This window comes from uncultured Alcanivorax sp. (assembly GCF_947258575.1).
Taxonomy (GTDB): Bacteria; Pseudomonadota; Gammaproteobacteria; order Pseudomonadales; family Alcanivoracaceae; genus Alcanivorax.
In genome coordinates this window covers 126,871-139,819 of record NZ_CAMYIV010000003.1, presented here as the reverse complement: position 1 = coordinate 139,819, position 12,949 = coordinate 126,871, and the positions used below count along the sequence as shown (strand labels likewise).

Annotated in this window: 11 protein-coding genes; 7 read left to right on the top strand and 4 right to left on the bottom strand. The window is 58.1% G+C overall.

Translation table 11 applies throughout. The annotated features are described in order from the left end of the window. Nucleotides 1-113 precede the first annotated feature (113 nt). The 3 genes from Q0Y02_RS02900 to gloB all read right to left on the bottom strand — a co-directional run bounded on the left by Q0Y02_RS02900 (nt 114) and on the right by gloB (nt 4,371). Nucleotides 114-1,892 carry an extracellular solute-binding protein gene (locus Q0Y02_RS02900; protein WP_297764163.1) on the bottom strand — a complete coding sequence of 593 codons (1,779 nt, stop codon included), beginning with the start codon at nt 1,890-1,892 and terminating at the stop codon, nt 114-116. Nucleotides 1,893-1,926: 34 nt separating this feature from the next. Further along, nucleotides 1,927-3,528: a LysM peptidoglycan-binding domain-containing protein gene (locus Q0Y02_RS02895; protein ID WP_297764160.1), complete on the bottom strand. Its 1,602-nt coding sequence runs from the start codon at nt 3,526-3,528 to the stop codon at nt 1,927-1,929. 69 nt (nt 3,529-3,597) lie between these two features. Next, a complete protein-coding gene (gene gloB, locus Q0Y02_RS02890) occupies nt 3,598-4,371 on the bottom strand; it encodes a hydroxyacylglutathione hydrolase (RefSeq protein ID WP_297764157.1) in 774 nt (257 codons plus the stop codon). 57 nt (nt 4,372-4,428) lie between these two features. Between gloB and Q0Y02_RS02885 the strand changes: the two genes are divergently transcribed. The 3 genes from Q0Y02_RS02885 to dnaQ are packed head-to-tail and all read left to right on the top strand — an operon-like array spanning nt 4,429 to nt 6,402. Then, nucleotides 4,429-5,205, top strand: coding sequence for a methyltransferase domain-containing protein (locus Q0Y02_RS02885; protein ID WP_297764154.1), 777 nt, complete (start codon nt 4,429-4,431; stop codon nt 5,203-5,205). A gap of 4 nt (nt 5,206-5,209) precedes the next feature. After that, a complete protein-coding gene (gene rnhA, locus Q0Y02_RS02880; protein WP_297764151.1) occupies nt 5,210-5,665 on the top strand; it encodes a ribonuclease HI in 456 nt (151 codons plus the stop codon). Then, nucleotides 5,665-6,402, top strand: a complete 738-nt coding sequence (gene dnaQ, locus Q0Y02_RS02875) for a DNA polymerase III subunit epsilon (protein ID WP_297764148.1) — start codon at nt 5,665-5,667, stop codon at nt 6,400-6,402. The genes rnhA and dnaQ overlap by 1 nt, the downstream gene beginning before the upstream one ends. A gap of 82 nt (nt 6,403-6,484) precedes the next feature. On the opposite strand, the gene nhaB is transcribed toward dnaQ, so the two are convergent. Further along, complete coding sequence (gene nhaB, locus Q0Y02_RS02870; protein WP_297764145.1) at nt 6,485-8,074, bottom strand: sodium/proton antiporter NhaB; 1,590 nt, start codon at nt 8,072-8,074, stop codon at nt 6,485-6,487. A 515-nt stretch (nt 8,075-8,589) separates the two neighbouring features. Here nhaB and Q0Y02_RS02865 point away from each other — a divergent pair. The 4 genes from Q0Y02_RS02865 (at nt 8,590) to sohB (ending at nt 12,927) form a co-directional block, all read left to right on the top strand. Continuing rightward, nucleotides 8,590-10,269: a hypothetical protein gene (locus Q0Y02_RS02865; RefSeq protein ID WP_297764142.1), complete on the top strand. Its 1,680-nt coding sequence runs from the start codon at nt 8,590-8,592 to the stop codon at nt 10,267-10,269. Then, entirely contained in the window at nt 10,269-11,075 is an 807-nt protein-coding gene (gene nudC, locus Q0Y02_RS02860; RefSeq protein ID WP_297764139.1) for an NAD(+) diphosphatase, read from the top strand. The genes Q0Y02_RS02865 and nudC overlap by 1 nt, the downstream gene beginning before the upstream one ends. Before the next feature lie 12 nt (nt 11,076-11,087). Further along, nucleotides 11,088-11,735, top strand: coding sequence for a hypothetical protein (locus Q0Y02_RS02855; protein ID WP_273009575.1), 648 nt, complete (start codon nt 11,088-11,090; stop codon nt 11,733-11,735). A gap of 139 nt (nt 11,736-11,874) precedes the next feature. After that, a complete protein-coding gene (gene sohB, locus Q0Y02_RS02850; protein ID WP_272979932.1) occupies nt 11,875-12,927 on the top strand; it encodes a protease SohB in 1,053 nt (350 codons plus the stop codon). Nucleotides 12,928-12,949 lie beyond the last annotated feature (22 nt).

Sequence of the window (12,949 nt, the reverse complement as noted above, 5' to 3'; positions counted from 1 at the left end):
TAGCAACAACGTCTGTTGTTGCTCCCGTTATCGTCGCGTAATCGGTGCTGGCACACCAAGGATAAGCGAAGCGTGGCCAGGCTTGTTACATGCCAGCGTGGAGCGTGCGCGCGTTATTTATTTTTCATCCACCAGGTATCCAGACCCAACCCGAACGGAATCGGTTCCGAAGGACGGGAAAATCTGTCCCACCAGGCAACCCGGTGATGGCGGATATGGTAATTCAGGACGCCGTAATGCTGGTAGCGCAACATCCGGTCCAGCGCTTGTAGACTGAGTACATACTCGGCTTCTGTCTCAGCAGACAGGGCTGTGCGGACCAGAAAATCGACAACCGGGTGGCTGATGCCAGCCAGATTCTTGCTGCCAGGGATATCTGCACTGCTTGAAGCGAAATAATCGGTCAGCTCCGGCCCGGGATAGTCGCGTACGGGCAGCACAAACAGCACCACGTCATAGTCGAAGTTGTCCAGCCGTTCCTTGTAGGCAGCGGGCTCTACTTCCCGGTAGTCGGCTTCAATGCCCAGGCGCTGCAGGTTGCGGAACCAGGGGGCGAGAATGCGGTAAATGCCGGGGTTGTGATAATTGAGAACGGTAAACCGAAGGGGCTTGCCTTCCTCGTTAACCAGTTTTTGATCCTGCAGGCGCCAACCGCTGGCCTGTAGCAGTGACAGCGCCTCGCGCATGCGATTGCGGATCTGGCCACTGCCATCATTGACTGGAGGGTGGATATCAGCGTTGAAGAAATTGTCCGGCAGGTGCCCGGCCTGATCCTTCAGAAGCTCCTGCTCTTCAGCAGTTGCAGGAACCGGGGCAGAGTAGGGGCTGTTGGGAAACCAGCTGACAGTGCGGCTATAGGCATTACTGAACAGATTGCGATTGGACCATTCAAAGTCAAACAGCAGGCTGGCGGCCTTGCGCACGTTGAGGTCATTAAAGGGGGCCTTGCGGGTATTGAAAAAGAAAGCCTGCACCGGACGAGGCATCTGGTGAGGGATTTCCTGTTTGATGATCTGGCCCTGTTCAACGGCAGCAAAGTCGTAGGCGGTGGCCCAATGCTTGGAACTGTAGTCGTAATGCAGATCATAATCGCCGGACTTGAAGGCTTCAAAACCCACGTCAGCATCGCGGAAAAATTCGAAAATAACCTGATCAAAGTTGTAACGGCCACGGTTGACCGGCAGGTCGGCGGCCCAGTAGTCCTTGACCCGTTGGAAAACCACCTGCTTACCCGGTTTGACTGAGCTGACCTGATAAGGGCCACTGGACAGTGACGGGGTCAGGGTGGCTCGCTCGAAATCGTGCTCCTGCCAGTAATGTTTGGGCAGGATGGGGATCGAGCCGACCACCTGGGGCAAATCCTTGCGGCCTTCCTTGAAGGTGAATTTCACGGTGAGCGGGTCCACCGCCTCCACATCGGCCAGGTCTGCCAGCTGCAAGGTATACTCGGGTTTTCCCTTGCTGAGCAGAACATCAAAGCTGAACACTACGTCTTCGGCGCGGATCGGGTGGCCGTCATGGAAGCGGGCCTGTTCGCGAATACGGAACGTGGCCCAGCTGCGGTCATCAGGGTATTCCACCCATTCGGCGATCAGGCCATAGGCGGCGCCGGCTTCATCGCCGAGGCGATTATGGGACTGGTTGCCCATCAGCAAACTGTCGGCCAGTTCGGTGACACCGTACATCTGCATGCCGGGAGTATCAGCCGGGCTGATGCCCTTGAGAATATATGGGTTCAGGCTATCGAAGGTGCCCTGGCCATAGAGGCGCAGGGTGCCGCCTTTGGGGGCGTCCGGGTTGACGTAATCAAGGTGCTGAAAGTCGGCAGAGTATTTGAGATTGCCGAAGGGATGATAGCCGTGGCTGCGGGTTACCTCGGCGTGGCTGGCCACGCCGAGGAGCAGGGCCGCAAGGGCCAGAAAGGGTCTAGAACGTTTTGCGAATATCAACGTAGAGTGTCAGCCGTTGCCCAGGTTTAATGTAACGATTGCTGGCTACACGGTCGTTCCAGCTCTTGATGTCGTTCACCGATACATTAAAGCGGTCTGCAATGGCATACAAGGAGTCTCCGTTGCGTACGGCATAGCGTAGCTTGCGGACCATCTTGTCATTTTCCGGCGGGACTGCGCTGCTGGTCTGAGCGGATTCACTCCATACGGCCAGGGACTGGCCGATACTCAGGCTGTCGCCGGGCGCCATGTTGTTCCATTTGGCCAGCTCCTTCACGCCCACACTGTAGCGACGGGAAATTTCCCACAGGGTGTCGCCGGATTGCACGGTGTAATTGACCCGTTGCTTGCCTTTGCGCTCCCGGGACTGATTGGCGGCCAGGCGAGAATCTTCGCTCAGGCTGTAGTCGCCTTTCCCGGACGATGGCCCCGGAATCAGCAGGGTGCGACCGGCGATGATGGTATTGCCGTTCAGCTTGTTGATGCTGCGCAGGACCTGCGGCGTGGTGCGATGCTTACGGGCAATGGCGCCCAGGCTGTCGCCGGGGCGGATTTCGTAGCGGGCCCACCGCATGCGCTGATCCTGGGGCAATTCGGCCAGCCCGTTACGGAAGCGCTCTTCCCGATCAACCGGAACCAGAAGGCGGTGAGGGCCATCTGGTGAGGTGGCCCAGCGGTTGAAGGATGGATTCAGCAGATAGAGTTCTTCCACGGAAATATCCGCCAGTCGGGCGGCCTGGGTCAGGTCAATCTGGCCGCCAATGTCCACGCTGCTGAAATAGGCTTCGTTACGGATCGGGTGCAGGGTAACCCCGTAGTTTTCCGGCTCCTGCACGATCTGGGCAATGGCCAACAGCTTGGGAACGTAGGCGGTGGTCTCCCGCGGTAGATTCAGGTTCCAGAAATCTGTCGGTTTACCCGCTTCTTCGTTGCGGCGGATCGCCCGCGATACGGTGCCGCCGCCGGCATTGTAGGAAGCCAGCGCCAGTAGCCAGTCGCCGTCAAATCGGTTGGAGAGCTTTTGCAGGTAATCCAGCGCTGCATTGGTGGATTTGAGAATGTCCCGTCTCTGATCCTGCCACCAGGTGCGCTCCATGCCGAAGTAATCACCGGTAGAGGGAATGAACTGCCAGGGGCCGGCGGCTCGGCCGTGGGAGTAGGCGAAGGGGTCAAAGGCGCTTTCCACGATGGGCAGTAGTGCCAGCTCCAATGGCATGTTGCGCGCTTCTGCCTGCTCGATGATGTAGTGAAGGTAGCGCTCGGAGCGGGTGGTGACACGGGTGAAGTATTGCGGGTGGCGGGCGTACCAGTCGCGCTGGACGCGAATGCGGTCATTTTCCACTGTCAGGTCAAGGCCATAACCCTGACGTAGCCTTACCCATAAATCGTTGTTTTCTTTTTCTTGATCCGGGCTGCTTTCCAGGGGCGTCGGCTCGTCCATGCCGTTGGCGAGATTGACATCGTCTACCGACGGTTCGGCGGCGGGCATGGGAGGAAGCTCATCCAGGGACTGATTCGAGGCACAGCCTCCCAGGACTCCCAGGCCCAGACACAGGGCGAGAGTAGTGATTTTTTTCATAATAATAACGACAGCAAAATATTTCAGTCATTTTAGGGGCATGCAAAGGGGCCCCACAAGCAGTGTCAGCTAAAAGTTGTCTTTCCAGCGACGCAAGGCGGCAAAACACTGCATATCAGAGCCGGCTGTTCCAGCTTCCCGGGCTTCGCAGGCGTGCTTGAGCGCCGGCTCATGGGCGCGCAGGAAGGGGTTGCTGCGTGTCTCTTCTTCCAGTGTGGAGGGCAGGGTGATCTGGCCCGTCTCGCGGGCCTGGCGAACAGCGTTGAGACGTTGTGCCACAGCATCATCATCCGGGGTGACTGCCGCAGCAAAGGTCAGGTTGGCCAGGGTATATTCATGGGTACAGAATACCTGCGTTTTGGCAGGCAGGCTGGCCAGCCGCTGCAGTGAGTCAAACATCTGCGCCGGGGTACCCTCGAACAGTCGGCCGCAACCGCCGGCAAACAAGGTGTCACCGCAGAACAGCCAGCAGTGGTTGGCGTCGTGGAAGGCGATATGCCCAAGGGTATGGCCGGGGACTTCCATTACTGTCAGGGACATGTCCACCCCCGCTGGCTGAATGGTGTCGCCCTCGGCAAGCGGGTGCGTCATCCCGGGGATGGTTTCCCTGGCAGGCCCATAAACGGGAATATCCCTTTCCCGTAGCAGAGCGGGAATGCCGCCGACATGATCCGGATGATGGTGAGTTACCAGAATGCTGGTAAGTCGCAGCCCGTTCTCCTTCAGGAACTGCTCGACGGGTGCGGCATCGCCTGGGTCAACCACTACGCAGCGGTCCTCCTGGCGGATGGCCCAGATGTAATTGTCGCGAAATGCGGGGATGGCGGTGGGGCTTGGCAACATGTCGTGCTACGCTCCTGAGAAACGGCAATCTTTTATGATCAAGGGCCATTGTCCGTCATGCAACTGCCTCCGCTCAACCGTATTTCCTATCATGCCTCCTCACCGGAGCTGGGCCGCAATTTTGATAACTGGCTGGACAGCGAGCCAGGGCAGGCGCTGTTGGCCGCAGAGCGAGCAATGCTTGGCGAATGGCTGCGCAGCCAGGCCGGCCAGCGTGCGGTGGCCCTGTATAGTGGCAGCGGCCGGGATATGCTGGCCGAGAGCCCGCTACCCTGGCAGACCAGTATCTCTACCCAAGGCTTCGGCGGTACCCGGGTGCGGGCCAGGCTCGAGTTGTTGCCCCTGGCCAAGGCCAGTGTGGATCTTCTCCTGCTTCACCATGTCATGGACTTCAGTCATGACCCCCACCAGGTGTTGCGTGAAGCCACTCGAAGTATCGCGCCGGGAGGCAAGGTGGCCATTATCGGCTTCCACCCGATCAGCCTGATGGGGTTGGCTCGCTGGTTCTTCTGGCGCAAGCGGCCGGGCTGGTCCGGGCGCTTTTACCGGCCCAACCGGCTTACTGACTGGTTGCAAGTATTGGGATTTGAGGTCGATGGCATGGCCAGTGGCTTCTATACTATGCCGCTTTCCGACCGTGGCCGGGAACGGCTTGGGCTGCTTGAGTGGCTGGGTAGTTTGCTGTGGCCCCGCCACGGCAATGCCTATCTACTGGTAGCTCGCAAACGGGCCGGTATGGCCAAGTTGTTGCCCAGCCGGCAACACAAGGTGCCGCGCAATACTGTGGTACCCGTACCGGTTGCCCGCTGGGGGCAGCAAAACAAGGAGTCCTGATTCATTGAAGCAAGTGATTATTTTCACCGACGGCGCCTGCCGCGGTAACCCCGGCCCGGGTGGCTGGGGAGCGCTACTGCGTTATGGCGCCACCGAGAAGACCCTGTTCGGTGGCGAACCTGACACCACCAATAACCGCATGGAACTGATGGCCGCGATCATGGCCCTGGAAGCCCTGACAGCACCCTGTCAGGTAGTGCTGACAACGGACTCGCGTTATGTCATGGATGGCATCACCAAATGGATGGTCAACTGGAAGAAGCGGGGCTGGAAAACGGCGTCCAAGCAGCCGGTGAAGAATGCGGATCTGTGGCGGCGGCTGGATGCCGCCCGCGAGAAACACACTATTGAATGGCAGTGGGTCAAGGGCCACAGCGGACACCCCGAGAACGACAAGGCCGATGCACTTGCCAATCGTGGCATTGATGAACTTCTTCAGAAAAAAGGAATGCCTAGCTAATGCGTCAGGTAGTACTGGATACGGAAACCACCGGCCTTGAGCCCAATGATGGCCACCGGGTGATTGAGATTGGCTGTGTCGAAGTCATTAACCGGCGGCTCACCGGAAACAGCCTGCATTTGTATCTCAATCCGCAGCGCGAGATCGATGAAGGGGCGCTGGCCGTACACGGCATCAGCACCGAGTTCCTGGCGGACAAACCCACTTTTGACAAGGTGGCGGATGAATTCCTCGCCTTTGTGGATGGTGCAGAACTGGTGATCCATAACGCCCCGTTCGATGTAGGGTTCCTCAACCATGAGCTACGTCGCCTTGGCAGTCGTTATGGGACCATGGAGCAGCGCTGCGGCGTGCTCGACACCCTGGTAATGGCGCGCCAGAAACACCCGGGGCAGAAGAACAATCTGGATGCACTGTGCCGCCGTTATGGGGTGGAAAACGGCCACCGGGAGCTGCATGGGGCCTTGCTGGATGCGGAGATCCTTGCCGACGTCTACCTGGCCATGACCGGCGGGCAGACGCGGTTGTCTCTCGACGGCAATAACAGCGCAGAGCAGGGCGGAGAGATGGCGGCTGAGGCGATTCGCCGGCTGGATGGTCAGCGCCCCGGACTCACCGTGGTGCGGGCCTCAGATCAGGAATTGCAGCGCCACCGCGACAAGTTGTCAGCCATCGCCGACAGTAATGGTGAGCCCACCCTCTGGGATCGCCAGGAAGAAGACAGCCCGCTGCATTGATGAACGCCTGACGCAAAGAAGGGGATGGGTTTGACGCCCATTTCCGCCCTACGACCCTGCCGGGCGTAGGGCGTCAGGATACTCAGTGCCCCTTTTCGGGTGATACCTGGAACTCACTGACATCGTGGTGTTCGATCCAGCCATTCTCGTAGAGATACTCCGTTGCCGGCCCCAATGCCATCATCGACATGAGCAGGCCGGTAATGGACATGACGATGGTATAGGGCAGGGCCATGACTACCATGCGTCCGTAGGACAACCGCACCAGCGGTGCCAGCGCCGAGGTCAGCAGGAACAGGAAGGCTGCCTGGCCATTGGGGGTGGCAACCGAGGGGATATTGGTGCCGGTGTTGATGGCTACCGCCAGCAAATCGAATGTGTCCCGGTCGATTTCGCCCTTGAGTAGCGCCTGCCCGACTTCATCCACATAGACCGTCGCCACAAAGACATTATCGGACACCGCCGACAGTACCCCGTTGGCCACATAGAAGGCCGGTCCCTGGATCTGTTTTTCCAGGCTCAGTACGTATTCAATGATCGGAGCGAAAAGTTGCTGGTCCGCAATCACAGCCACCACCGCAAAAAATACTGTCAGCAGAGCGGTAAAAGGCAAGGCTTCTTCGAACGCGGCACCCAGGCGATGTTCCTCGATGATGCCGGTAAAAGAGGTGGCCAGAATAATCACCGTCAGACCCACCAGGCCCACGGACGCGGCGTGGGTGGCCAGCCCGACCACCAGCCAGACGGCAGTCAGCGCCTGTACTACCAGGGCGGCCCGGTTCTGCATGGTCCGCTTGCGGTCCTGCTCCAGGGCGTATTGACGCATGATGCCACGGACCTTTTCCGGAATGTCTTCGCCGTATCCAAAGCTGCCGCTGATTTCCAGGAATACGCAGGTCAACAAGCCCATTACCAGCACTGGCAGGGTGATCGGCGCCATGCGCAGGAAGAATTCGCCGAATTCCCAGCCCGCCTTGTTAGCGATCAGCAGGTTCTGAGGCTCGCCCACTAGCGTGCAGACCCCGCCCAGGGCAGTGCCCACCGCTGCATGCATGAGCAGGCTACGCAGGAAGGAGCGGAAGCGGCGCAGGTCCTCGCGATGCAGGTCTTCAACGCTGGTGTCATCGCCGTGATCGTGCTTCTGCTGAAAGGTCTTGCCGGAGGCCACCTTGTGGTAGATGCCGAAGAAGCCGGTACACACCGCGATGACCACGGCGGTAACGGTGAGCGCATCCAGAAACGCAGAGAGAATTGCCGCCGCGACACAGAACAGTAAGCTCAGGCGTACCTTGGATTTCACCCCCAGCAGGATGCGCGTAAACAGGAACAGCAGCAGATCCTTGAGAAAGAAAATCCCCGCCACCATGAAGATCAGCAGCAGCATCACCTCCAGATTGCTCTCAACCTTGTGCAGAACAGTCTCCGCGGAGGTTAGCCCGATCAGTACCGCTTCAATGGCGAGCAGGCCACCCGGCTGGAGCGGATAGCACTTTAGCGCCATGGCAAGAGTAAAGATGAACTGGGCCAGCAGCAGCCACCCAGCGACGACCGGACCCAGAGTCAGGTGGATCAGCGGGTTCACGGCCAGGAAGGCAATGATGGTGTACTTGTACCAGGCGGGAGCTTGCCCAAGAAAGTTGTGCAAAAAGGCACGGCCAGGCGTGGCTGACATGGCGGAATCCTGCGCGAGGGATGAACGGGGTTTTTGCGGCCGCAATCATACGGCCTTGCCTTGCCCCAGTACAGTGCAGATAGCGGGTAGCGGGACCGGACGATGGTAGGGGTTGACACTCCCGCAACCGGTTTAAGGTTGGCGATGCTTAAAACACCGTTGTCAGAGTGTGGCCAGGTTAACAAATGGCCAATAAATCAGTTGCTTACAAATGAAAGTTGACGCATTGTTTGATGACGTGCAAAAGTTGATGCGCCTTTCTCGGTCGGCGCTTAAAAGGACAGCAAAGCCCTTTTCTTGCCGCCTGGACGGCAGGCTGCCGCCAAGGTAGATACAGTAAACCATGCGCTCTGCGTGTTTGAGGTGACAGCAATGCTGTCCCGGTGTGTTTGCCCGGCTTGCATTTTGATGGCCTGCCGACACTTCTATCATGAGAATTGCGGCGTATCCGGGGGTTTGTACGGCTTTACGGATCGGACCGATGATAATAACAGTTGGGTGCTTGCGGAGAGTCCATGGTCGCCATAACGAATACCACCTCCCTGACTTTTCTCAAGGAAGCGATTGACGCCACCCTGACGGAAGCGGAAAACAGTCTGGAGGCGTTCTCCGACGATCCCTCCCGTCAGGAGGAGCTGGCACGCTGTGCCGATGACTTCCAGCAATTGCGGGGCATCTGCCAGGTGGTGGAACTGCCTGCTGCTGCTCTGATGAGTGAAGAGATGTCACTTGCCGCCCGGGAGCTGCGAGAAAAGCAGTCCGATGCCCGGGTACAGGCGTTGAGCAATGCCATTGTGCTGCTCACCCGCTATTTCGATTATGTCCAGCTGAAGAACCGCACTCTGCCGGCCCTGCTGATCGGTGGGATTAATGAACTGCGTCGTGCCGGTGGCAAGGCGCTGATTCAGGAAAGCCATTTTTTCAGTGCCGAGTTGTCCCGGCCCCGAAACCCGGCAGCGCCTGAAAGTGAGCTGCCACGCGCAGAGTTGTCGGCCCTGGCCCGGCGCTTGCGTCACATGTATCAGACCGGCCTGCTGGGTGTGTTGCGAGACCTGAACCCGTCGGTAAATCTCCGCCTGATGGGGAGGGCCCTGGTGCGCCTGGATCGCGCCGCCGGTGACTGTGGGCTCAGCCGCTTCCTGTGGATCGGGCAGGCCGTCATCACGGCCATGGTGGCCGATGACATGGCGATCACCCCGGCCCGCAAGGCGCTGTTGTCCCAGTACGACCGACAATTGAAAAAGCTGGTCTATGGTGGGGATCAGGCGCTCAGTGAAGAAGCGCCGTTGTTGATGATCAAGGAAAGTCTCTATCTGGTGTCCCTGTCCTCCCTGGACACGGGAGTGGTTGCGGAAGTGAAGCAGGCGTTTGCTCTGAACAATGATGTGTCCGACGCCATCCTGCAGCGCGAGCTGGCACTAATGACCGGTGCCAGCGGCTCAGTGATCCGCTCTGTTGCCAGCGCCATGCGAGATGAAATCAGTGAGCTGAAAGAAAGCCTGGATATGGCCTCCCAGGGAGTGGCCGACACGAATTATCAGTCCGTGGCCGCCAGCCTCAATCGTCTGGGTAGCACCCTGGCCATGATTGGTAAGGACGATGAGGCCGGGGTTATCAAACAGCGGGCCGCACAGGTAAACGAGTGGCGTGCTGACCAAAATGTGGAAAGCGAGGCATTTCATGCGCTAGTGGATGATTTGCTGATGGTAGAGAACGTGGCGGCGAATCTGGAGCGCAGCATTGCGCCTGAAGACGACATCCACCGTGGCAGCAACAACAGTGGTATTTCCCTGTACCAGCTGGATGATGCCCGCATGACCGTGGTCGGGGAGTGCCGTGCCGGATTGGCTCTGGCCAAGCGCTCTATCAGTTCCTTTATGGATAACAACTGGGATGCCATGCACCTTTCCAACCTGCCCGGAACCTTTGCCTCCATTGCCGGTGGCTTGATGTTCCTGGAGCTGCAGCGGGCCCGTGGTGTAACTGAGTCATGTCACAAATATATCGTTCATCAGCTGATCGAGGCTCCTACGACTCCCACCAAGGAACATATGGAAACCCTGGCCGACGCCCTCACCGGCGTGGATTACTACCTGGAAAGCATGGAAGAGCAGAAGCCCATCGGTGACGGTGTGCTTGAGGTGGCGGAAGAAAGCATGAAAGCGCTGGGTTACCCGGTGTCCAGAGTGGCTTGATGACCATGATTGATCTCTCCAGCCCCGAACCCAAGGACGCTGAACTCGCCCGTTGCTATGTGATCCATGAGCAAAATATCCTGATTGCCGCCGATCGATGGCAGTTGCCGGTACTACCGGCTTACATGCTTCGCCAGCACCCGCATTACCATTACCTGGGCTTGTTGAACGGTGAGCCCTGTTACGTCTGCGAACTGAGCAACCACGAACTGGATGATGGTTCCTTGCAACCAGTGCCGTTGCGGCAATTGATTTCCGGGGGGCTGGATGAGCCTGGCTTCTCGATGGTCAGCCGGGCCTTGCAGTTTCTCAGCTGGCAAAAGAACCATCGTTTCTGCAGCCGTTGTGGCTCACCCACTGAAGCGCACCATCGGGATCTGGCAATGACCTGTCAGGCCTGTGGCTATTTTCAGTACCCGAGAATCACTCCCTGCATCATTGCTCTGGTTACCCGCGGCGAGCATGCACTGCTGGGGCGCTCAACCCGTTTTCCGGAAGGAATGTATTCCTGTCTGGCGGGTTTCATGGAGGCAGGGGAGTCGGCGGAGCAGGCCCTGGCCCGTGAAGTGCGTGAAGAAAGTGGCATCGAAGTGACCAATCTTCAATATCTCACCAGCCAGTCATGGCCGTTTCCCCACTCGTTGATGCTGGGCTTCCACGCAGATTACGCCGGTGGGGATATCTGTATTGATGATGACGAGATAGTAGCGGCGGACTGGTTTCACTACCGGTCGCTGCCCATGATACCGCCACCGGGCAGTATCGCCCGAACCCTGATTGACCATTGGGTAGCGCGTTTCCAATAAAGGACAGAAGCAATGAATTACACACTCGCGCCTTTGGTGATTTTTATTTTCAGCCTGCTTTTTGTCTTGCTGGGCGCCTGGGTGCTGCTGCGCCAGCAATGGTTGATGCAATGGCTGAAAGGCACAGCAGGGCTGCTGATGGTAGGGCTGGCTATCTATCTGAGCCTGTTCGCACTGAATATCTATGGCTACCGTGAATACGCTCAGGAAGTGTCCGTGGCCACGGTCAGCTTCCGTCAGTCCGGTGACCAATCCTTCATTGCCACCGTCACCCGCACCGATGGCACCACCGAAGACTTCCGTCTGAAAGGGGACCAATGGCAGCTGGATGCCCGTATTATCAAATGGAAAATGCCTTTCAGCCTGCTGGGCCTGCAACCAGGCTACCAGTTGGACCGCATCTCCGGTCGCTATTACGCGCTTGAAGATGAGCGATCCCGGGACCGCACTGTCTACAGTCTGCACCGTGATCCGGTCGGTATTGATGTCTGGAAGATGGCTCGGGACGGCTGGAGTCTGCTGGTGGATGCCAGCTATGGCAGTGCCGCCTATTTGCCAATGGCAGAAGGTGCCCTGTTTGAGGTGAATGCCGGTGCTACCGGTCTGGTCGCCCGCCCCATGAATGGCAGTGCCCAGCAGGCCATCTCCGGCTGGGATTGAGGTCGTCTTGAGGTGCCCATCACCGTGTTACTGTGGTGGGCGCCATACCCCATTGCCGCTCGGTTAGGTAGAATCCCCTCACTCCTTTTCATCTGCCGACCACGGGCAGGTACCAATCCTACGGACAAGCAGGTAAACAGTGATCGCGTTTTTATCCGAATATGGCATGTTTCTGGCCAAGGTCGTTACTCTGGTGGTAGCAATCTTGTTTGTGATCGGCGGCATCGCCGCTACCGCTTCCCGCGGCCGTAACAAGGCGGGCCAGGACGGAGAACTGAGAGTTCGCCACCTCAATGAAGAATTTGATGACCTCAAGGACTCTCTGGAGGCGGAAATCCTGCCCGAGGCACAGCGCAAGAAAGCCCATAAAGCGAAGCGCAAGCAGGAAAAACTGGAAGCCAAGCAAAAGAAAAAAGCTGGGACCGAAGACAAGGTCGAGCCACGCCTGTTCGTGCTGGATTTCGATGGTGATGTGCAGGCCAGCGCAGTGGATCATCTGCGCCGGGAAATCAGTGCCGTGCTGCAGGTGGCTACCCAGAATGATGAAGTGCTGGTGCGTTTGCAGAGCCCTGGTGGTTTGGTGCACAGCTATGGCCTGGCTGCCTCCCAGCTGCGCCGTATCCGCAATAGCGGCATCAAGTTGACGGTGACTGTGGACGAAGTGGCCGCCAGTGGCGGTTACATGATGGCCTGCATTGCTGACCGTATTGTGGCGGCGCCTTTCGCGGTGATTGGCTCCATTGGTGTGGTTGCACAGATTCCCAACTTCCATCGTCTGCTGAAAAAGAACGATATCGACGTGGAGCTGATGACCGCCGGTGAATACAAACGCACCATGACCATGCTGGGCGAGAACACCGAAAAAGGGCGCGCCAAATTCCAGGAAGAACTGGAAGAAACCCACCAACTGTTCAAAACCTTTGTTCGTGACAATCGTCGTGGCCTGGACCTGGACAAAGTCGCCACTGGCGAGCACTGGTTTGGCAGCCAGGCCAAGGAATTGGGTCTGGTTGACGAGATCATGACCAGTGACGAACTGTTGCAACTGCGCCAGGGTACCCATTCACTCTATCAGGTACAGTGGGAAGCCAAACGTAAGCTGGGCGAACGGCTGGGGTTCTCCCTGGAAACGAGCCTGCACCGTGCCGTAGAAAAATTCTGGCACCGTGGTAGCCAGCGACAGATTCATTAAATAAGCTGCGAGCTATGAGCTG

Coding starts and splice junctions, on each gene's coding strand:
- Q0Y02_RS02855 (WP_273009575.1), top strand. CDS start 11,088: ATGAATTACACACTCGCGCCTTTGGTGATTTTTATTTTCAGCCTGCTT.
- Q0Y02_RS02895 (WP_297764160.1), bottom strand. CDS start 3,528: ATGAAAAAAATCACTACTCTCGCCCTGTGTCTGGGCCTGGGAGTCCTG.
- Q0Y02_RS02885 (WP_297764154.1), top strand. CDS start 4,429: ATGCAACTGCCTCCGCTCAACCGTATTTCCTATCATGCCTCCTCACCG.
- Q0Y02_RS02865 (WP_297764142.1), top strand. CDS start 8,590: ATGGTCGCCATAACGAATACCACCTCCCTGACTTTTCTCAAGGAAGCG.
- nhaB (WP_297764145.1), bottom strand. CDS start 8,074: ATGTCAGCCACGCCTGGCCGTGCCTTTTTGCACAACTTTCTTGGGCAA.
- dnaQ (WP_297764148.1), top strand. CDS start 5,665: ATGCGTCAGGTAGTACTGGATACGGAAACCACCGGCCTTGAGCCCAAT.
- gloB (WP_297764157.1), bottom strand. CDS start 4,371: ATGTTGCCAAGCCCCACCGCCATCCCCGCATTTCGCGACAATTACATC.
- nudC (WP_297764139.1), top strand. CDS start 10,269: ATGACCATGATTGATCTCTCCAGCCCCGAACCCAAGGACGCTGAACTC.